A 20,182-nucleotide genomic window follows, 5' to 3' on the forward strand; every position below is an offset into this window, starting at 1 on the left:
TGATGGTGGAGCCTACCGGGATCGAACCGGTGACCTCCTGCGTGCAAGGCAGGCGCTCTCCCAGCTGAGCTAAGGCCCCCAATCACGTCAAGAACGTCAGCTTGCGCTTTCATCCTTGGCAATCCTGGTCAGGACAAGGCATTTCGAGGCGACGCCTAGCCTGCTAGGCGATTCACGAAATAACGCTGTCATGGCTAGGATTTGGTGGGTCTGGGCAGACTCGAACTGCCGACCTCACCCTTATCAGGGGTGCGCTCTAACCAACTGAGCTACAGACCCGGCTTACCACTGGGTCCTCGACCCAAACAGTCGTTGCTCTGGCCGATCAGGTAATTCATTGTGGACACTTGACCGGACACGGTGACGTGTCGGTTAAGGAGGTGATCCAGCCGCAGGTTCCCCTACGGCTACCTTGTTACGACTTCACCCCAGTCATGAACCACACCGTGGTGATCGCCCTCCGAAGTTAGGCTAACCACTTCTGGTGCAGTCCACTCCCATGGTGTGACGGGCGGTGTGTACAAGGCCCGGGAACGTATTCACCGTGACATTCTGATTCACGATTACTAGCGATTCCGACTTCACGGAGTCGAGTTGCAGACTCCGATCCGGACTGAGAACGGCTTTCTGGGATTCGCTCCCTCTCGCGAGATTGCAACCCTTTGTACCGTCCATTGTAGCACGTGTGTAGCCCTACCCGTAAGGGCCATGATGACTTGACGTCATCCCCACCTTCCTCCGGTTTGTCACCGGCAGTCTCCCTAGAGTTCCCGACCGAATCGCTGGCAAATAGGGATAGGGGTTGCGCTCGTTACGGGACTTAACCCAACATTTCACAACACGAGCTGACGACAGCCATGCAGCACCTGTCTCTCGGTTCCCGAAGGCACCAAGGCATCTCTGCCAAGTTCCGAGGATGTCAAGGGTAGGTAAGGTTCTTCGCGTTGCATCGAATTAAACCACATGCTCCACCGCTTGTGCGGGCCCCCGTCAATTCATTTGAGTTTTAACCTTGCGGCCGTACTCCCCAGGCGGTCGACTTATCGCGTTAACTGCGCCACTAAGTCCTCAAGGGACCCAACGGCTAGTCGACATCGTTTACGGCGTGGACTACCAGGGTATCTAATCCTGTTTGCTACCCACGCTTTCGCACCTCAGCGTCAGTGTCAGTCCAGAAGGCCGCCTTCGCCACTGGTATTCCTCCCGATCTCTACGCATTTCACCGCTACACCGGGAATTCTACCTTCCTCTCCTGCACTCTAGCCTGCCAGTTTCAAATGCCATTCCCAGGTTGAGCCCGGGGCTTTCACATCTGACTTAACAGGCCGCCTACGCGCGCTTTACGCCCAGTAATTCCGATTAACGCTTGCACCCTCCGTATTACCGCGGCTGCTGGCACGGAGTTAGCCGGTGCTTCTTCTGCGGGTGATGTCGTCCGTGCCGGGTATTAACCGGCACGCTTTCTTCCCCGCTGAAAGTGCTTTACAACCCGAAAGCCTTCTTCACACACGCGGCATGGCTGGATCAGGCTTTCGCCCATTGTCCAATATTCCCCACTGCTGCCTCCCGTAGGAGTCTGGGCCGTGTCTCAGTCCCAGTGTGGCTGATCATCCTCTCAGACCAGCTACGGATCGTTGCCTTGGTGAGCCGTTACCTCACCAACAAGCTAATCCGACATAGGCTCATCCGATAGCGCAAGGTCCGAAGATCCCCTGCTTTCTCCCGTAGGACGTATGCGGTATTAGCCTGGGTTTCCCCAGGTTATCCCCCACTACCGGGCAGATTCCTATGCATTACTCACCCGTCCGCCGCTCGACGCCTCCCAGCAAGCTGGGATCGTTTCCGCTCGACTTGCATGTGTTAAGCCTGCCGCCAGCGTTCAATCTGAGCCATGATCAAACTCTTCAGTTTAAAGTCTGATAGTTCCTAAGGTGGAACCAAACCTGACTCAAGGTTCAAACGTCTCTTGACGAGTCGCTTGCCTTGATATTTGGTGACGTGTCACCGTTATCTCGGCCAAGCGCCCACATGAATTACCTGATCGAATTGTTAAAGAGCGTCGCAACCGTTGCTCGTTGAGCGCCTCGTTGCGAGAGAGGCTGTATTCTACCGATTCGGCCCGGCGTGTCAAGCGGCGTCTGGCGTCGTGGCGATCGGTGAACACCGATCCCGCGGCGGCCGCCGGCCTGCCGAATCACGGGAGAGCATTCTAGGCGTTTCGACGTGGCCTGGCAAGTGCAATTTTCATCGCACCTTCCAAAAACCGTCGAGGAAACAACCACTTGCTTCTCCCCTCCACCGCCGGTGACGTGTCCCGTCGTCGGCAGCGGATGCGTACTTTACGCCCCACCTTCGGCCCTGACAAGCCCTCGGCCGAAAAAAATTTCGAGGTCCTCCCGAATGCCCCCTTTCACCTGGCCACGCCCGCTCTCGCGAGACGCCGACAAACCGGGTGTGGATAAACCAGAACGCCCGCCAGAAGGCGGGCGTCGGAAACGGCAACAAGCTGACAGTACTCTCAGGCGAGCGTCACCCGTGCGTAGCGCTTCTTGCCGGCCTGGATCACGTAGCTCCTGCCGGTATCGAGCATGTGATCGCGGGCGACCACTTCGCCATCGACCTTGACCCGGCCATTGCCGAGCATGTCCTTGGCCTGGGCGCTGTTGTTGGTCAGGTTGGCGCGGTTGAGCACCGCGGCGATGGGTGCCTGCCCGCCCTCGAACTCGACCGTGACTTCCGGCATGTCCTCGGGGAGCTCGCCCTCGGCCAGCTGGTTGCCGGCGCTGCGGTGCGCGTTGGCGGCGGCTTCCTCGCCGTGGTAACGGGCGATCAGCTCGCGCGCCAGCTCCATCTTGATGTCCCGGGGGTTGGCACCCGCGTCGATGCGCCGACGCAGGTCCTCGATTGCCTCGTTGGACTTCAGCGACAGCAGCTCGAAGTAGCGCCACATCAGCGAGTCGGGCATCGACACCAGCTTGTTGAACATGGTGCCCGGGGCCTCGTCGAGCCCCACATAGTTGCCCAGCGACTTGGACATCTTCTGCACACCATCGAGCCCCTCGAGCAGCGGCATGGTGATGACGACCTGCGGCGCCTGCCCGAAGTGCTTCTGGATCTCGCGGCCCATCAGCAGGTTGAACTTCTGGTCGGTGCCACCCAGCTCGACATCGGCCTCCAGCGCCACCGAGTCGTAGCCCTGCACCAGCGGGTAGAGGAACTCGTGAATCGAGATCGACTGGTTGGCCCTGTAACGCTTCTCGAAATCGTCGCGCTCGAGCATGCGTGCCACCGTGGACTGGGCGGCCAGCTCGATCATGTCGGCGGCGGAGAGCTTGCTCATCCAGTCGGCATTGAAGGCGACGATGGTCTTCTCCGGGTCGAGCACCTTGAAGACCTGCTCGCGGTAGGTCCTGGCGTTGGCCTTGATCTCCTCCTCGGTGAGCGGCTTGCGGGTGACGTTCTTGCCGGTGGGGTCGCCGATCCGTCCGGTGAAGTCGCCGATCAGGAAGATCACCTCGTGGCCCATGTCCTGGAACTGACGCATCTTGGTCAGCAGCACGCTGTGCCCGAGGTGCAGGTCCGGGGCGGTGGGGTCGAAGCCGGTCTTGATACGCAGCTTGCGCCCGGAAGCGAGCTTCTGCTTCAGCTCATCCTCGAGCAGGATTTCATGAGCACCGCGCTTGAGCAGCGCCAGCGCATCGGCGACATCGGTCATCGTGCCCTTCTCCACAGCAAACGGTTGTCTGGATCAATGGCCGGGGATGGTAGCATGTCTGGCACACGCGGTTGAGCGCATCCCACGGAAGGAGACCTTCATGCCCCTGTTCGTCGGCCTGATGTCGGGCACCAGCCTGGACGGCATCGATGCAGCCCTGGTCCGCTGCGGCGAGGGCCGCCCCGAGCTGCTGGATGCCGTCGGCGTGCCCATGCCGGAGACGCTGCGCGCCGACCTGCTGGCCCTGTGCCAGGCCGACGCGGTGCGCTTCGCCGACCTGGCCCGGGCGGAATCGGCCTTCTGCCGGCGGCAGGCCGAGGCGGTCCAGCAGCTGCTCGAGCGCAACCACCTGGACGCCGGCGCGATCGCCGCCATCGGCAGCCACGGCCAGACCATCGAGCACGCCCCGGACGGCGAGGCCCCCTATACCTGTCAGCTCGACAATCCCAGCCTGCTGGCCGAACTGACCGGCTGTGCCGTGGTCGGTGACTTCCGCCGCCGCGACCTGGCCGCCGGCGGGCAGGCGGCCCCGCTGGCCCCGGCCTTTCATGCCGCACTGTTCTCGGACAGCGACGAATGGCGGGCGGTGCTCAACCTGGGCGGCTTCGCCAACCTGACCCTGCTTCCGCCCGGCTCGCGAGCGCTGCCGGTCACCGGCTTCGATACCGGGCCGGCCAATACGCTGCTCGACGCCTGGTACGCCCGCCATCATGACCACGGCCACTATGATGCCGACGGTCGCTGGGCCGCCGCCGGCACGGTCGATGCCGCCCTGCTCGAGCGCCTGCTGGAAGATCCGTTCTTCGCCCGACACCCGCCCAAGAGCACCGGCCGCGAATACTTCCACCTCGCCTGGCTGGAGGCACAGCTGAGCGGCCGCGAAGCGGCGCGGGACGTTCAGGCGACGCTCGCCGAACTGACCGCCAGGAGCATCGCGCTGGGCGTTACCCAGACGCTCGGCCCGGTGCCCGCCACCCTGATCCCCTGTGGCGGCGGCACGCACAACGCCGATCTGCTGCAACGCCTGGGCCGCCATCTGCCGACCCTGACGCTGGCCGGCTGCGAGACGTTCGGCTGGCATGCCGACTGGCTCGAGGCCGGCGCCTTCGCCTGGCTGGCCTGGCGGCGTCTGGAAGGGCTGCCCGGCAACCTGCCGGCCGTCACCGGCGCGGCGGGCGGACGCGTGCTGGGCGGCCTCTACAGCCGCTGACGCCGCGCCGAGCGCGGCAGCGGCCTTCAGTAGTCGTCGCTGTCGCGCAGCGACAGCCGGTCGGCGGCATCCAGCGCCTGCTCCACGCCCTGATGGGCGCCGTCGCCGAACTTGATCATCATGCGCAGGTCGTTGGCCGACTCGGCATGGACCAAGGCCACATCCTCGCTGATGTCGCCCCGTCGATAGCACTCATAGAGCGCCTGGTCGAAGGTCTGCATGCCCAGCTCCCGCGAACGCGCCATCAAGCCCTTGATCTCGCCCACCTCGCCCTTGCGGATCAGGTCGCCGATCAGCGGCGAGCGGCGCAGGATCTCGATCGCCGCCACGCGACCCCGGCCGTCCTGACGCGGCAGCAGCTGCTGGGCGACGATCGCCTGCAGGTTCAGCGACAGATCCAGCCAGACCTGCTCGTGGCGTTCGGCGGGAAAGAAGTGGATGACGCGCTCGAGCGCCTGGTTGGCGTTGTTGGCGTGCAGGGTCGCCAGGCACAGGTGACCGGTCTCGGCGAAGGTCAGCGCCTGCTCCATGGTCTCGCGGGAGCGGATCTCGCCGATCATGATCACGTCCGGCGCCTGGCGCAGGGCGTTCTTCAGCGCCACCTCGAACGACTCGGTATCGATGCCCACCTCGCGCTGATTGATGATCGCGCGGCGATGCGGATGGATGTATTCGATCGGGTCCTCGATGCACAGGATGTGGCCGCCGGCGCTGGCGTTGCGATACTGGATCATCGACGCCAGGGTGGTGGACTTGCCGGTGCCGGTGCCGCCCACCACGAACACCAGCCCCCGCTTGAGCAGCGCCAGCTCGCCCAGCGCGTCCGGCAGGCCCAGCGCCGTCAGCGACGGAATGTCGAAGGCGATGCGGCGGATGACCATGGCCATCTGGCTGCGCTGATAGAAGGCGCTGACCCGAAAGCGCCCCTTGCCCTGCAGGCTCAGCGCGAAGTTGGCCTCGTGGTCGCGCTCGAAGCGCTCGGTCAGGCCCTGGGGCAGGGCCGCCATCACCAGCTGGCGAACTTGGGCGATCGACAGCGGCGTCTCGCCCAGCGCCACCAGCTGGCCGTCGATCTTCAGCGAGGCCGGCGCATTGGTGGAAATCAGCATGTCCGAGGCCTGCTTGTCGATCATCAGGTCCAGCAGCTGCTGCAGCCATTCACCGGGTGTCATGCCGGTCTCCTTGTCGCGTCACCATGGTATTCATTGTTTCAGGAGGCCGCCGGCAGGCGTCCCTTGGCCTTGGCCTGGGCCTCCTCGCGGGACACCAGGTTCTGGTTGACCAGCCGGCTCAGCGCCATGTCCAGGGTCTGCATGCCCAGGTTGCCCCCGGTCTGGATCGCCGAATAGATCTGCGCCACCTTGTCCTCGCGGATCAGGTTGCGCACCGCCGAGGTGGCCACCAGGATCTCGTGGGCGGCGACGCGCCCGCCCCCCTGGCGCTTGAGCAGGGCCTGTGACACCACCCCCTGCAGCGACTCGGAGAGCATCGAGCGCACCATCGCCTTCTCGTCGCCGGGAAAGACGTCGATGACCCGGTCGATGGTCTTGGCCGCCGAGGTGGTGTGCAGCGTGCCGAATACCAGATGTCCGGTCTCCGCCGCGGTCAGCGCCAGCCGGATGGTCTCCAGGTCACGCAGCTCGCCGACCAGGATCACGTCGGGATCCTCGCGCAGCGCCGAGCGCAGCGCCTGGGAGAATCCCTGGGTGTGACGGTGCACCTCGCGCTGGTTGATCAGGCTGCGCTTGCTGACATGCACGAACTCGATCGGATCCTCGATCGTCAGGATATGATGGTGGCGTGTCTCGTTGATGTAGTCGACCATCGCCGCCAGCGTCGTCGACTTGCCCGAGCCGGTGGGCCCGGTCACCAGCACCAGCCCCCGCGGCATCCGCGCGAACTGGCGGAACACCTCGCCCAGCTCCAGGTCCTCGAGCGTCATCACCCGGCCGGGGATGGTGCGGAACACCGCCCCCGCACCGCGGCCCTGATTGAAGGCATTGACGCGAAAGCGCGCCACCCCGGGCACCTCGAAGGAGAAGTCGGTCTCAAGGTAGGCCTCGTAGTCGCGGCGCTGGCGATCGCCCATGATGTCGTAGATCATCCGGCGGACTTCACTGTCCTCCATCGCCGGCACATTGAGCCGGCGAATGTCACCGTCGACCCGGATCATCGGCGGCAGCCCGGCGGACAGGTGCAGGTCCGAGGCGTTCTGCTTTGCCGAGAATGCCAGTAGTTCGGTAATATCCATTCACTTCCCCTGCTCGTGTTGCTGTCGTTATTCGGATAGAGGCCAGTATGCCAGACGCTCAGGTCAGCGAAGCCCTCCTGCGCGCCCGCCGGCGCCTGGACGCGGCTCTTCGGCAGTCCGGCCGCCGTGCCGACGCCACCCGCCTGCTGGCGGTCAGCAAGACCCAGCCGGCCGAACGCCTCCGCGAGGCCTACCGGGCCGGGCAGCGCGACTTCGGCGAAAACTACCTGCAGGAAGCCCTCGACAAGCAGGCCGCGCTCGCCGAGCTGGAAGATATCGTCTGGCATTTCATCGGCCCGCTGCAATCCAACAAGACCCGCGAGGTGGCCGAGCATTTCCGCTGGGTGCACAGCGTCGACCGGCTCAAGATCGCCCGCCGCCTCTCGGCCCAGCGCCCCGCCGAACTCGGCCCGCTGGAGATCTGCCTGCAGGTCAATGTCAGCGGCGAGGCCAGCAAGTCGGGCGTGCCGCCCGAGGCGCTCGAGGCACTGGCCCTCGAGGTCGCCGGCCTGCCCAATCTGCGCCTGCGCGGGCTGATGGCGATTCCCGCCCCGGCCGAGACCCTGGACGCCCAGCGCCGGCCCTTCGCCCAGCTGCGCGAGTGCCTGGAACGCCTCAACACGGCGCACCCCGAACGGGCCCTGGACACCCTGTCGATGGGCATGAGCGGCGACCTGGAAGCCGCTGTGCAGGAAGGCGCCACCTGGGTGCGGCTGGGCACCGCCATCTTCGGGGCCCGGCCTCCGCGCCCCTGACCACTCACGCTTCTCAGAGGAGCTTCGCATGGCAAGCCAAGTCACCTTCATCGGCGCCGGCAACATGGCCAGCGCCATCTTTGGCGGCATGATCGACAACGGCTATCCGGCCACGGCGATCACCGCCACCAGCCCCGACGCCGAGCGGCTGACGGCGCTCGCCGCCGAACGTGGCATCCACACCACCGACGACAACGCCGCGGCCGTCGCCGAGGCCGACGTGGTGGTGCTGGCGGTCAAGCCGCAGATCATGCGCGAGGTCTGCGAAGGCCTGCGCGACGCCGTGCAGGCGCGCCGTCCGCTGATCGTCTCGGTAGCCGCCGGCCTCACCGCCGAAACCCTGGACACCTGGCTCGGCGGCGACCTGGCGGTGGTGCGCTGCATGCCCAACACGCCGTCGCTGGTGGGGGCCGGCGCCAGCGGCCTCTACGCCAATGCCCGGGTCAGCGACGCGCAGCGCGAGCTCGCCACCACGCTGCTGGAGGCCGTGGGCATCGTCGAGTGGGTCGACGACGAGGCCCTGCTCGAGGCCGTCACCGCGGTGTCGGGCAGCGGCCCGGCCTACTTCTTCCTGGTCTTCGAGGCCCTCGAGGAAGCCGGGGTACGGCTCGGCCTGCCCGCCGCCACGGCGCGCCGGCTGGCCTTGCAGACCGGCCTGGGGGCGGCGACGATGGCGCAACGCAGCGAGCACGACCCCGCCCAGCTGCGCCGCAACGTGATGTCGCCGGGCGGCACCACCGAGCGCGCCATCCACAGCCTCGAGGACGGCGGGCTGCGCGAGCTGTTCGCCGACGCAACCGAAGCCTGCGCCGCCCGCGCCCGCGAGATGGCCGCCGAACTCGGCGAGTCGACGCCGAACCGATAACGGAGGGACTCCATGGGAAGTCAACTGGGAAGCGCCGGCCTGATGCTGGTCAACACCCTGATCAACATCTACCTGTTCCTGCTGATGCTGCGCTTCCTGCTGCAGGCATCGCGTGCCGACTACTACAACCCGATCAGCCAGTCGGTGGTCAAGGTGACCCAGCCGGTGGTCAAGCCGCTGCAGGGATTCCTGCGGCCCATGGGTCGCGTCGACCTGGCGACCCTGGCGGCCGGCTTCATCATCAAGGCGCTGAGCATCATCCTGATCATGCAGGTGGCGATCGGCGGCATTCCCTCCTTCGGCGGCATCGCCATCGCCTCGGTGGCGGCGCTGGCCAGCGCGATCCTCAAGATCTACTTCTTCGCCCTGATCGGCATGATCATCCTCAGCTGGGTGGCGCCTCACGCCAGCCACCCGGGCGCGATCCTGATCATGCAGCTGGTCGAGCCGATCATGGCCCCGGTACGCCGCGTGATCCCGCCGCTGGGCATGATCGACCTGTCGCCGATCGTGGTGTTCATCGCCATCAACCTGATCGACAGCGTCCTGGTCGGCTCGCTGACCCGCGCCGCCGGCATCGCCGGCGCCCTGGTCGGTCTCTGAACGGCGGCCCGGCAATCGACAATACCGATAATGACGCAAGACACAGGGTCCGACCGGGCCCTGTCACGAACTGGACACGGACCCCTCATGCCCGAAACGCTCCCCGCCGATTCGGTCGGTCTGGTGACGCCGCAGCAGGCCCGCTTCGACGAGCCCCTGCCGCTGGCCTGCGGCAAGACCCTGCCGGCCTATGAGCTGGTCTACGAGACCTACGGCGAGCTCAATGCCGAGCGCAGCAACGCCGTGCTGGTCTGTCATGCCCTGTCGGGCCATCATCACGCCGCCGGCTATCACAGCCCCGACGACCGCAAGCCCGGCTGGTGGGACGCCCACATCGGTCCCGGCAAGGCCATCGATACCGACCGCTTCTTCGTGGTTTCCCTGAACAACCTGGGGGGCTGCCACGGCAGTACCGGCCCCTGCCACATCAATCCCGAGACCGGCCGCCTGTGGGGACCGGAGTTCCCGGTGATGACCGTCGGCGACTGGGTCGACAGCCAGGTCCGGCTCGCCGACCGGCTGGGCATCGCGCGCTTCGCCGCCGTGGTCGGCGGCAGCCTGGGCGGCATGCAGGTGCTGCAGTGGGCCATGCGCTACCCGGAACGCATCGCCAACGCCGTGGTGATCGCCGCCACCCCCCGGCTGACCGCACAGAACATCGCCTTCAACGAGGTCGCCCGCCAGGCGATCCGCTCCGACCCCGACTTCCACGGCGGCTGGTACGCGGCGCACGATACCGTGCCCAAACGCGGCCTCAAGCTGGCGCGCATGGTCGGCCACATCACCTACCTGTCCGAGCACTCGATGGGCGCCAAGTTCGGCCGCGACCTGCGCAGCGACGAGCTCAACTTCGGCTATGACGTGGAGTTCCAGGTCGAGTCCTACCTGCGCTACCAGGGCGACGCCTTCTCCACCGCCTTCGACGCCAACACCTACCTGCTGATGACCAAGGCGCTGGACTACTTCGACCCGGCGGCCGACCATCAGGGCGACCTGGCCGCCGCCCTGGCGCCGGCCTCCTGCCGTTTCCTGGTGGTCAGCTTCTCCACCGACTGGCGCTTCACACCGGAACGCTCGCGGGAGCTGGTCGATGCGCTGATGCGGGCCCGCAAGCCGGTCAGCTACGCGGCCATCGACTCCCCGCATGGCCACGATGCCTTCCTGCTCCCGGACGCGCGCTATGGCGCCGTGTTCGGCGGCTTCATGCACCGCGTGGCCCGCGACCTCGGCCTGGAGGAGCGTCACTGATGCGTCCCGACCTGACACTGATCCATCACTGGGTGCCCGAGGGTGCCCAGGTCCTCGACCTGGCCTGCGGCGACGGCACCCTGCTCGACGCCCTGGCCCGCGACAAGGGCGTCACCGGCTACGGCCTCGAGATCGACCCCGACGGCATCACCGCCTGCCTGGAACGCGGCGTCAACGTCATCGAGCAGGACCTCGACCAGGGCCTGGCCAACTTCGACGACGACGCCTGCGACCTGGTGATCATGACCCAGGCCCTGCAGGCCCTGCGCCGCCCCGACCGGATGCTCGACGAGATGCTGCGGGTGGCCAGCGAGGCGATCATCACCTTTCCCAACTTCGCCTACTGGCGTCATCGCCTGTACCTGGGCTTCAAGGGCTTCATGCCGGTGTCGCGCTCGCTGCCCTACGCCTGGTACGACACGCCCAACATCCACCAGTCCACCTTCAACGACTTCGAGCGCCTGTGCACCGACAAGGGACTGGTGATCACCGACCGCGCGGTGGGCCGGGGCGACCATGAAAGCCACTGGTCCAGCCGGCTGTGGCCCAACCTGTTCGGCGAGATCGCCATCTTCCGGGTCGGCCGCGGCGAGGCACGCCGTCATGGCTGAAGACGCCGGATCGCGCCGGATGCCGGTGCCCGCGTCAGTCGACGACGCCGGCGTCGTGCAACTGGCGATGCAGTGACACCGGCAAGCGGTCGTCCAGGCTGATGCCGGCCGGCCGACCGTCGTCCCGATCCACCCGGCACCCGTAGGCCAGCACCTCGACCCCCGCCTCGACGACCCGCCGCAGCGTCTCCGCATAGCGCGGGTCGAGATGCGCGGCCGGGGCGACGTCACGGATGCCGGTATGGGCGACACAGAACAGCAGCACCGCGCGGTGCCCGGCGGCGACCTGCGCCGCCAGGGTCTCGAGGTGCCGGGTGGCACGCTCGCTGACCGTATCGGGAAAGTAGCCGTGACCGTCGGCTTCCTGCAGGGTGACCTGCTTGACCTCGACGAAGGCGGTGCCGTGCTGCGGGTCGTCGAGCCGGAAGTCGAGACGTGCCCCCTCGAGCTTCGCCTCGCGCTTGAGCGTGGCATAGCCGGCCAGCGCTTCCACCCGCCCGGCGCGCAGCGCCTCCTCGACGATGGCATTGGTGCGCCCGGTATGCACGGAGGCCAGGGCCACCCCGCCGTCCGGCCGGGGCAGCTCGATCAGCTCCCAGGTCCAGGCCAGCTTGCGTGCCGGGTTGGTACTCGGCGACAGCCAGACCCGGCAGCCCGGCACGTTGACCGCGCGCATCGAGCCGGTATTGGGGCAGTGGGCGACCACCACGGTGCCGTCGGCGAGTTCGACATCGGCGAGGAAGCGCTTGTAGCGCCGCCGCAGGATGCCGGGAACCAGCGCCTCGTAGGTCATCTCAGGGCGTCTCGCGGTCCAGGAAACGCGCCAGCCGCGCCACCGCCTCCTCGAGCCGGGCGACGTCGTTGGTGAAGGCGATGCGCACGTGATGCTCGCCGCCGCGCACGGCGAAATCGACGCCCGGGGTGATGGCGACGTTCTCGGTCTCCAGCAGTCGCTGGCAGAAGGCCTGGCTGTCGCGGGTGTAGCGCGACACGTCGAGCCACAGGTAGAAGGCCCCCTGGGGCGGCACCGCCGGCGCCAGCCCCAGCCGCTCGAGCCCGGCGAGCAGCGCATCGCGACGCCGGTGCAACTCGCGCCGACGGCGTTCGAGCTCGCCGGCGCACTCGGGGGTGAAGGCCGCCAGGGCGGCGTGCTGCGACAGTGTCGGCGCGGCGAGGAAGACGTTCTGGGCCAGCCGGGTCAGGGGTTCCACGGCGGCCTCGGGGGCGACCAGCCAGCCCAGGCGCCAGCCGGTCATGCCGAAGTATTTCGAGAAGCTGTTGACCACGAAGGCCTCGGGGGCCACCGCCGCGGCACTCACCGGCGCCACATCGTAGCTCAGCCCCTGGTAGATCTCGTCGACCAGCAGCGCACCGTCGCGACGGGCTACCTCGCCGGCCACGGCACGCAGGCCGCCGGCATCGAGCATGTGCCCGGTGGGATTGGAGGGCGTGGCCAGCATCGCCAGCCGGGTCGCCGGCTGCCAGTGCCGGGCGACGAGCGCGGCGTCGAGCTGCCAGCCGCTTTCGTCGCCCACCGGCACGCAGTCGATCTCGGCATCGGCCAGCCCCATGAAGTGGCGGTTGCAGGGGTAGGTGGGATCGGCCATCAGCACCCGGTCGCCGCGCCCCACCAGCAGCTGGCTGGCCAGCAGCAGCGCCCCCGAGGCCCCCGGGGTGACCAGGATCCGCGCCGGATCGATGGCGGCGCCGAAGTGCGCCGCATAGTGGCCGGCAATCGCCTCGCGCAGCGCCGGAATGCCGCCGGCCGGCGTGTAGCGGGTCCGCCCCTCGGCCAGCGCCTGCCGCCCGGCCTCCACCACCGGCTCGGGCGTGGCGAAGTCGGGCTCGCCGATCTCCAGGTGAATCACGTCGTGTCCGGCCGCCTCGCGCGCCTGGGCCTGCTCCAGCAGCCCCATCACCCGAAACGGCTGCACCCGATCGATACGGGCGTTCCAGTTCATGCCGGCGTCCTCCTCCTGCGCCATCGCCAGATCCGCACGCCACGTTGCCCGGGCATGCGACACGGGTCAATCTTCTCACGACAAGCGCCCGCAGCGGTTGCAAACCCCCCGCTTTTTCGCTAAATAAGCAAGGCTTCGGGTGGGCATGCCATCCGCGGAGGCGGCGGAGACGGACACGCCGACCCGCTTCCGACCGGCCGGGCATCGGCCCAAGTCACTTGCGTAATGAGGCAGCCCCATGCCAGTAGCGGAACAGAAAACGGAAGCGCCCAAGAGATTCACCCCGTACGAGCCGGCGCCGGGTGAAGAGTACATGAACGACAAGCAGCTGGAGCACTTCCGCCAGATCCTGCTGGGCTGGAAGCAGGATCTCATGGAAGAGGTGGACCGCACCGTGCGCCATCTGCAGGAAGACGCCAACAACTACGCCGACCCGGCCGACCGGGCGACCCAGGAAGAAGGCTTCAGCCTTGAGCTGCGCACCCGCGATCGCGAGCGCAAGCTGCTCAAGAAGATCAACGAGACCCTCGAGAAGATCGACGAGGACGACTACGGCTTCTGCGAGGCCTGCGGCGTCGAGATCGGCATCCGCCGCCTCGAGGCACGCCCGACCGCCACCCTGTGCGTCGACTGCAAGACGCTGGCGGAGCTCAAGGAAAAGCAGCTGGGCGGCTGATCCCCCGTCCGACCGGACACGGGCGCCGCATGGCGCCCGTTTGCGTTTCAGGAGAGTTCGATGCCCGGTTATCGCGGCCGCTTCGCCCCCACGCCCTCCGGCCCGCTGCACCTCGGCTCGCTGGTCGCCGCGCTGGGCAGTTACCTCGACGCCCGCCATGTCGGCGGCACCTGGCTGCTGCGCATCGAGGACGTCGACCCGCCGCGCTGCCCGCCGGGCACCGCCGACGCCATCCGCCGCCAGCTCGAGATTTACGGCCTCCACTGGGACGGCGAGGTCCGCCATCAGCGGACTCGCGACGCCGCCTACCAGGCGGCGCTGGATCGCCTGGCCGCCGCCGGGCTGGCCTACCCGTGCAGCTGCTCGCGCAAGGAATGGCGCGAGCACCCCGTCTACCCCGGCTGGTGCCGCGACGGCGTGCGCGCCCCCGGGCGCCCGCTGGCCTGGCGGCTGCGCAGCGATCTCGGGGAACGCCCGGTCATCTGGCATGACCGCCTGTTCGGCGCGCAGTGCTTCGACCCCGCCGAGCGGGGGGACGTGGTGCTCAAGCGCAAGGAGGGGCTGTGGGCCTATCAGCTGGCGGTGGTGGTGGATGACGCCGACCAGGGCATCACCGACGTGGTGCGCGGCGTCGACCTGCTCGACAACACGCCCTGGCAGTGGCAGCTGCAGGCCGCGCTGGGCGTCCCGCATCCGCGCTACCTGCACCTGCCGCTGGTGGTGGCCGAGAACGGCCAGAAGCTCTCCAAGCAGAACCTCGCCCCCGCGCTGCCCGAGGACGACGCCAGCGTTCGCCACCGGCTGCACGACGCCCTGGGCCTGCTGGCCCAGGCGCCGCCGGCGGCCCTGCGCACGGCCCCCGTGGCCGAGCAGCTCGCCCACGCCGTCAGCCACTGGGACCCGGGCCGGCTCGACGCCCGCGCGCATCTTCCCGCCCCGCCCGCCTGAACGCGGGCAGGGATGCGACACACGTCGGCTTGAGTCGCTGCCCTCGCCTTCCCTACACTCGAGGATTTCTTCCGCGCGGACCTGCGAATGTACGTTTACCGCATCATGCTGTTTCTGGTCTTCGGCGGCTATCTGCTGTCGCCGGCGCTGATGAGCGGCTGGGCGGTTCCCGGCATGGCCTGGTATCGCCCCTTCCTGATCTGGGGCGGGCTGATCGCCCTATCGATATGGCTCGAGCAGAAAAGGAAGCTCGATGAGCATTAGCCTGACGGGGCTGCTGGCGCTGACCGCCGGCTACCTGGGGCTGATGCTGCTGATTGCCGGCGTCGTGGAGCGGGGCTGGCTGCCGGCGCGGGTCGTGCATCATCCGCTGGTCTACGGCCTGTCGCTGGGCGTCTACGTCAACGCCTGGGGCCTGTTCGGCAGCGTCGCGCTGGCCGCCGAGATCGGCTACGGCTACCTGGCCTACTTCCTGGGCGTGGCCGGCGCCTTCCTGCTGGCGCCGGTGCTGCTGGTGCCGATCCTGCGCCTGACCCGCACCTATCAGCTGGCCTCGCTGGCCGACCTGTTCGCCTTCCGTTTCCGCAGCCGCTGGGTCGGCACGCTGGTGACCGTGATCACCCTGCTCGCCGTGCTGCCGCTGCTGGCCCAGCAGGTGCAGGTGGTGGGCGCCATCGCCTATCGCCTGAGCGGGGTTGCCGAGCCGGCCTGGCTGGCGCTGGCCTTCTGCGTGCTGGCGGCGGTGATGGCCCTGCGCCTCGGCGCGCGCCACGCGCATCTCAACGCCGACCACGACAGCCTCGCCGTGGCCGTCGCCACCGGCTCGCTGCTCAAGCTCGGTGCCATGCTCACCCTGGGCGGCATCGCCCTGTACGGTGTCTTCACCGGCCCGGCCGACCTGCAGCAATGGCTCGATGGGCCCGGCCAGCCGCTGCAGGCGCTGGCCGCCCGGCTGCCGCCCGGCCAGTGGCGCACCCTGCTGCTGCTGTTCTTCGCCGCCGCCTTCCTGGCGCCCCACATGTTCCACATGGCGTTCGCCCGCGGACCGTCACGCCAGGCACTGCTGCAGGCGGGCTGGCAACTGCCGCTGCTGCTGCTGCTGATCGCCCTGCCCGCGCCGCTGATCCTGTGGGCCGGACAGGCGCTCGGCACCGCCTCGCCGAAGACCGGGCTCGCCTACCTGGCATTCACCCTCAGCGACACCCCCGGCGTGATCGCGCTGGTCTTCGTCGCCGGCCTCGCCGCCGCCGCCGGCACCCTGGTGGTCACCACCCTGGCGCTGGCCGGCATGGCGCTCAACCACCTGGTGCTGGTGGCCCACCCGCCGGCGCGCCAGGGCAACCTGTACGGCTGGCTGCTCGGCCTGCGCCGCCTGCTGATCATCGCCGTGATTCTCGGCGGCTGGGTGTTCTACCGGCTGGTAGGCGTGCATCACGACCCTACCACCCTGGGGCTGGTAGCCTTCATCGGCATCGCCCAGTGCCTGCCCGGCATGCTGGCGGTGCTCTACTGGCCGGGCGCCAACCGCAAGGGCATGGTCAGCGGCCTGCTGGTCGGCAGCCTGCTGTGGCTGGGCGGGCTGTGGCTGCCGCTGATCGCCGACCTGCCGCCACTGGTGGTCGTGCCGCCGGGGCTCGAGCTGCTCGAGAACGAGCCGGCCTGGTACGCCGTCACCCTGATCTCGCTGGCCGCCAATGCCCTGACCTTCATCGGGGTCTCGCTGATGACGCGCACCTCCGACGGGGAGCGCGCCGCCGCGGAGGCCTGCTCGATCGATGCCGTCATCCGCCCCAAGCGCCTGCCGCTCAGCGCGCGCACGGCGGCGGATTTCAAGCAGCACCTGAGCGCGGCCCTGGGCACCGATGTCGCCGCCCGCGAGGTCGACCACGCTCTGGACGACCTGGGCATGTCGCCTCAGGAAAGCCGACCCTACGCCCTGCGCCGGCTGCGCGGCCGGGTCCAGGCCAATCTGTCGGGCCTGATGGGCCCCTCGGTGGCGCGGGACATCGTCGACCGCTTCCTGCCCTTCCAGAACGGCCCGCAGCCGGCCACCGATGACGTGCACTACGTCGAGAGCCTGCTCGAGGCCTACCGCTCGCGCCTGACCGGCCTGGCTCGCGAGCTCGACGGACTGCGCCGCTACCATCGCCGCACCCTGACCCAGCTGCCGGTCGGCCTGTGCGCCTTCGGCGACGATGGCGAGCTGCTGATGTGGAACGAGGCCCTGGCGCGGCTGTCCGGCATCGAGGGCGACAGCGTGATCGGTGCGCGCCGCGAGAGCCTGCCGGCGCCCTGGGCGGAACTGCTGGGGCGCACCTTCGATCACCACGACCGCTTCCTGTACAAGCAGGCCGTGCCGCTGGCAGCCGGCACCCGCTACCTGACCCTGCACAAGGCCGACCTCGACGTGGCCGACGGCGAGCGCGGCGGTACCGTGGTGCTGATCGAGGACCACAGCGACATGAAATGGCTGGAGGACGAGCTGGTCCATGCCGAACGCCTGGCCTCGATCGGCCGCCTGGCCGCCGGCGTCGCCCACGAGATCGGCAACCCCGTCACCGGCATCTCCTCGTTGGTCCAGAACCTGCGCTACGACACCGACGACCCGCTGGTGCTGGAGACGGCGGACCAGATCCAGCAGCTCACCGAACGCATCTCGCGAATCGTCGGCTCGCTGGTGAGTTTCGCCCACGGCGGCCGACACGGCGGACAGGCCACCGGCATGGCGCCCTGCGACGTCCGCGAACTGGCCGACGAGGCCCTGCACTTGATACAGCTGGCCCGCTCGGGCGAGGATATCGTCTATTGCAACGACTGCCCCGCCGGCCTGACGGTGCAGGGCGATGCCCAGCGGCTGGTGCAGGTGCTGGTCAACCTGCTCGGCAATGCCCGGGACGCGAGCCCGCCGGGCGCCACGGTCGTCGTCGAGGCGGGAGCGCGGGACGGCGGGGTGTATCTGGCGGTGGTCGACACCGGCGGCGGCATCGATCCCGCGATTCGCGATCACCTGTTCGAGCCCTTCACGACCACCAAGCCCCCGGGAGAAGGCACCGGACTCGGCCTGTCGCTGGTCTACAGCATCATCCGCGACCACCGGGGCCAGGTGCATGTCGAATCGCCCCTTCCCGACCTCGATCACGGCACCCGCATCGCCCTGTGGCTGCCGGAACCCCATCAGGATGGCAGAGACACCGATGACCCAGATTCTGATCGTTGAAGACGAAGCCATCATCCGCACGGCGCTGCGCCGCCTGCTGGAGCGCCACGCCTACACGGTCAGCGAGGCCGAATCGGTCGATGACGCCCGGCGCCAGGGTCTCGATCGCTTCGACCTGATCATCAGCGACCTGCGCCTGCCCGGCGATCCGGGCACCGCGCTGATCGAGGCCGCCGCACCGGTGCCCGTGCTGATCATGACCAGCTACGCCAGCATGCGCTCGGCCGTGGATGCCCTGAAGCAGGGCGCCGTGGACTACGTGGCCAAGCCCTTCGACCACGAGGAGCTGCTGGCCACCGTGCGCCAGGCCCTCGAGCAGCATGCCCCGCGCCGCGAGAGCACCGAGGCCCCGTCGCCGGCCGCGCAGCCCCAGGTCCCGCAGGACATGATCGGCGACTGCCCGGCGATGCAGGCCGTGTACACCCGCATTCGCAAGACGGCGCCGGCGGACGTCACGGTACTGATCCAGGGCGAGTCGGGCACCGGCAAGGAGCTGGTCGCCCGCGCCATCCATCGCCAGAGCCGGCGAGCACGGGCACCGCTGATCTGCGTCAACTGCGCGGCGATTCCCGAGACGCTGATCGAGTCCGAGCTATTCGGTCACGAGAAGGGCGCCTTCACCGGCGCCAGCGCGGCGCGCACCGGACTGGTCGAGGCCGCCGACGGCGGCACGCTGTTCCTCGACGAGATCGGCGAACTGCCGCTCGACGCCCAGGCGCGCCTGCTGCGCGTGCTGCAGGAGGGCGAGATCCGCAAGATCGGCTCGGTCGAGACCCGTCACGTCGATGTGCGCCTGATCGCCGCCACCCATCGCGACCTGCATGCGCTGTCGAAGAGCGGCGAGTTCCGCCTCGACCTCTACTATCGACTCAACGTGATGCAGATCGACCTGCCGCCCCTGCGCGAACGCGAGGGCGACATCCTGAAGATCGCCGATGTGCTGCTGCAGTCCGCCTGTCGCCGTCACGACCGCGAGGGCCTGAAACTCTCGCGCTCGTCGCGCCGCGACATCCGCGACTATCCCTGGCCGGGCAACGTGCGCGAGCTGGAGAATGCCCTGGAACGCGGGGTGATCCTCGCCGAGGGCAACCTGATCCATCCCGACGACCTGGGCCTCAGGCCCTCCCCCAGACCCCGGACGCCGGTGACGCCGCGCGGCCCGGCGGATACCGACGACGGCGGCAAGGCGGTAGCCGAGGAGGATCTCTCCCTGGAGGACTACTTCCAGCACTTCGTGCTCGAGCATCAGGACCAGATGAGCGAGACCGAACTGGCGCAGAAGCTGGGCATCAGCCGCAAGTGCCTCTGGGAGCGGCGTCAGCGCCTCGGCATCCCCCGCAAGAAGTCGCCCCGCAGCCGCTCGGCCTGACGACGCGTTTCTGCCTGACGTATACGCCTTCCTTGCCATTGCCGACGACCGCCGGCGAAAGCCGAACGGTCATCGGCTGCGGCTGCGACCAAGGTCGTCCAAGACCATGGTCTAACAGGAATTTCTTCACGCGAAACGCCTCCCGGGACCGGCCGAACCGGAAGGTCTGCACCACTTGTTACCATCCCACCCAGCATTTTCCCCATCGCGGGGCATGAACGGTAACACCCGCGCTACCGACGACGATCAGCTGTCGACACCAAAAACACAAGATCCTGTTTTTAAAGAACAAAAGAACACATGGCATGCCTGGTGCAACATATCGGTCAAGAAAAACAAGACCCGGATGCCGGCGACGCCAACAACAACAAGAGACGTTCGCGGCGACAGCGCGTTGCAAGAACCCAACAACAAGCCAGGCAACGACATCGATTCCCGAGGGCGAACAACAACAAGCACCCAGGCGAGGAATCCATCGGCCACAACAATCACAACAGGGCCGAGACAATCCGGTGAATGAATCGGGACGCGACGCTCCGTGCACGGGACGAACAACAACAACGCCTGTCCGAGGAGCACCTTCGGCAACAACAACAAGCCGCCGGAGGGAGGCAGACACCCCTGCCGTCGTGTTGGATTATTGTTTTGAATACGAGGCGGTCGCCATCAGGAAGACAACCAACAACAAGACTCTGCTTGCCTGATGACTCCGATTGGTGACTGTGGTGCGTATTCAAGGCGATGCGCCATCAC

Annotated in this window: 17 protein-coding genes, 2 tRNA genes and 1 rRNA gene; 12 read left to right on the forward strand and 8 right to left on the reverse strand. The window is 67.6% G+C overall.

Annotation, left to right across the window (positions count from 1 at the left end; translation table 11 throughout):
• Positions 1 to 3: 3 nt before the first annotated feature.
• The 4 genes from KGQ91_RS02310 to tyrS all read right to left on the reverse strand — a co-directional run bounded on the left by KGQ91_RS02310 (position 4) and on the right by tyrS (position 3,715).
• Positions 4 to 79 (reverse strand) — tRNA-Ala (locus KGQ91_RS02310).
• A gap of 123 nt (positions 80 to 202) precedes the next feature.
• Positions 203 to 279, reverse strand: a tRNA-Ile gene (locus KGQ91_RS02315).
• A gap of 94 nt (positions 280 to 373) precedes the next feature.
• Positions 374 to 1,911, reverse strand: a 16S ribosomal RNA gene (locus tag KGQ91_RS02320).
• 607 nt (positions 1,912 to 2,518) lie between these two features.
• On the reverse strand, positions 2,519 to 3,715 hold the full coding sequence (gene tyrS, locus KGQ91_RS02325; protein WP_224416434.1) for a tyrosine--tRNA ligase: 1,197 nt from the start codon (positions 3,713 to 3,715) through the stop codon (positions 2,519 to 2,521).
• Positions 3,716 to 3,815: 100 nt separating this feature from the next.
• On the opposite strand from tyrS, the gene KGQ91_RS02330 reads away from it, so the two are divergent.
• Positions 3,816 to 4,925, forward strand: coding sequence for an anhydro-N-acetylmuramic acid kinase (locus KGQ91_RS02330; RefSeq protein ID WP_224416433.1), 1,110 nt, complete (start codon positions 3,816 to 3,818; stop codon positions 4,923 to 4,925).
• A 26-nt stretch (positions 4,926 to 4,951) separates the two neighbouring features.
• Here the strand turns inward: KGQ91_RS02330 and KGQ91_RS02335 are convergent, their stop codons facing one another.
• Positions 4,952 to 6,097 (reverse strand): PilT/PilU family type 4a pilus ATPase, encoded by a 1,146-nt coding sequence (locus tag KGQ91_RS02335; protein WP_224416432.1) that lies wholly within the window; start codon positions 6,095 to 6,097, stop codon positions 4,952 to 4,954.
• 38 nt (positions 6,098 to 6,135) lie between these two features.
• Complete coding sequence (locus KGQ91_RS02340; RefSeq protein ID WP_163650527.1) at positions 6,136 to 7,176, reverse strand: type IV pilus twitching motility protein PilT; 1,041 nt, start codon at positions 7,174 to 7,176, stop codon at positions 6,136 to 6,138.
• 47 nt (positions 7,177 to 7,223) lie between these two features.
• Here KGQ91_RS02340 and KGQ91_RS02345 point away from each other — a divergent pair, with 47 nt between their 5' ends.
• The 5 genes from KGQ91_RS02345 (at position 7,224) to metW (ending at position 11,258) form a co-directional block, all read left to right on the forward strand.
• Complete coding sequence (locus KGQ91_RS02345) at positions 7,224 to 7,931, forward strand: YggS family pyridoxal phosphate-dependent enzyme (protein ID WP_163650526.1); 708 nt, start codon at positions 7,224 to 7,226, stop codon at positions 7,929 to 7,931.
• A 28-nt stretch (positions 7,932 to 7,959) separates the two neighbouring features.
• Complete coding sequence (proC, locus tag KGQ91_RS02350) at positions 7,960 to 8,796, forward strand: pyrroline-5-carboxylate reductase (protein WP_224416431.1); 837 nt, start codon at positions 7,960 to 7,962, stop codon at positions 8,794 to 8,796.
• Between the two features lie 12 nt (positions 8,797 to 8,808).
• Positions 8,809 to 9,399 carry a YggT family protein gene (locus KGQ91_RS02355; protein WP_163650524.1) on the forward strand — a complete coding sequence of 197 codons (591 nt, stop codon included), beginning with the start codon at positions 8,809 to 8,811 and terminating at the stop codon, positions 9,397 to 9,399.
• 87 nt (positions 9,400 to 9,486) lie between these two features.
• On the forward strand, positions 9,487 to 10,647 hold the full coding sequence (metX, locus tag KGQ91_RS02360; RefSeq protein ID WP_163650523.1) for a homoserine O-succinyltransferase MetX: 1,161 nt from the start codon (positions 9,487 to 9,489) through the stop codon (positions 10,645 to 10,647).
• Positions 10,647 to 11,258, forward strand: coding sequence for a methionine biosynthesis protein MetW (gene metW / locus KGQ91_RS02365; protein ID WP_163650522.1), 612 nt, complete (start codon positions 10,647 to 10,649; stop codon positions 11,256 to 11,258). The genes metX and metW overlap by 1 nt, the downstream gene beginning before the upstream one ends.
• Positions 11,259 to 11,292: 34 nt before the next feature.
• On the opposite strand, the gene sfsA is transcribed toward metW, so the two are convergent.
• Both sfsA and KGQ91_RS02375 read right to left on the reverse strand, forming a co-directional pair.
• On the reverse strand, positions 11,293 to 12,051 hold the full coding sequence (sfsA, locus tag KGQ91_RS02370; RefSeq protein WP_163650521.1) for a DNA/RNA nuclease SfsA: 759 nt from the start codon (positions 12,049 to 12,051) through the stop codon (positions 11,293 to 11,295).
• Position 12,052: 1 nt separating this feature from the next.
• Positions 12,053 to 13,219, reverse strand: coding sequence for an aminotransferase class I/II-fold pyridoxal phosphate-dependent enzyme (locus KGQ91_RS02375; RefSeq protein WP_163650520.1), 1,167 nt, complete (start codon positions 13,217 to 13,219; stop codon positions 12,053 to 12,055).
• A gap of 238 nt (positions 13,220 to 13,457) precedes the next feature.
• On the opposite strand from KGQ91_RS02375, the gene dksA reads away from it, so the two are divergent.
• From dksA to KGQ91_RS02405, 6 genes are all read left to right on the forward strand, one after another.
• On the forward strand, positions 13,458 to 13,895 hold the full coding sequence (gene dksA / locus KGQ91_RS02380) for an RNA polymerase-binding protein DksA (protein WP_163650519.1): 438 nt from the start codon (positions 13,458 to 13,460) through the stop codon (positions 13,893 to 13,895).
• A gap of 60 nt (positions 13,896 to 13,955) precedes the next feature.
• Positions 13,956 to 14,843 carry a tRNA glutamyl-Q(34) synthetase GluQRS gene (gene gluQRS / locus KGQ91_RS02385; protein ID WP_163650518.1) on the forward strand — a complete coding sequence of 296 codons (888 nt, stop codon included), beginning with the start codon at positions 13,956 to 13,958 and terminating at the stop codon, positions 14,841 to 14,843.
• An 87-nt stretch (positions 14,844 to 14,930) separates the two neighbouring features.
• Positions 14,931 to 15,107 carry a hypothetical protein gene (locus tag KGQ91_RS02390; RefSeq protein ID WP_224416430.1) on the forward strand — a complete coding sequence of 59 codons (177 nt, stop codon included), beginning with the start codon at positions 14,931 to 14,933 and terminating at the stop codon, positions 15,105 to 15,107.
• Positions 15,097 to 18,060: an ATP-binding protein gene (locus tag KGQ91_RS02395; protein ID WP_224416429.1), complete on the forward strand. Its 2,964-nt coding sequence runs from the start codon at positions 15,097 to 15,099 to the stop codon at positions 18,058 to 18,060. Before KGQ91_RS02390 ends, KGQ91_RS02395 begins: the two co-directional genes overlap by 11 nt.
• On the forward strand, positions 18,038 to 19,429 hold the full coding sequence (locus tag KGQ91_RS02400; RefSeq protein ID WP_224420173.1) for a sigma-54-dependent transcriptional regulator: 1,392 nt from the start codon (positions 18,038 to 18,040) through the stop codon (positions 19,427 to 19,429). The genes KGQ91_RS02395 and KGQ91_RS02400 overlap by 23 nt, the downstream gene beginning before the upstream one ends.
• A gap of 214 nt (positions 19,430 to 19,643) precedes the next feature.
• Positions 19,644 to 19,949, forward strand: coding sequence for a hypothetical protein (locus KGQ91_RS02405; protein WP_163650514.1), 306 nt, complete (start codon positions 19,644 to 19,646; stop codon positions 19,947 to 19,949).
• Positions 19,950 to 20,182 lie beyond the last annotated feature (233 nt).

This window comes from Modicisalibacter tunisiensis (assembly GCF_020148005.1).
In the GTDB taxonomy this organism is placed as follows: domain Bacteria; phylum Pseudomonadota; class Gammaproteobacteria; order Pseudomonadales; family Halomonadaceae; genus Modicisalibacter; species Modicisalibacter tunisiensis.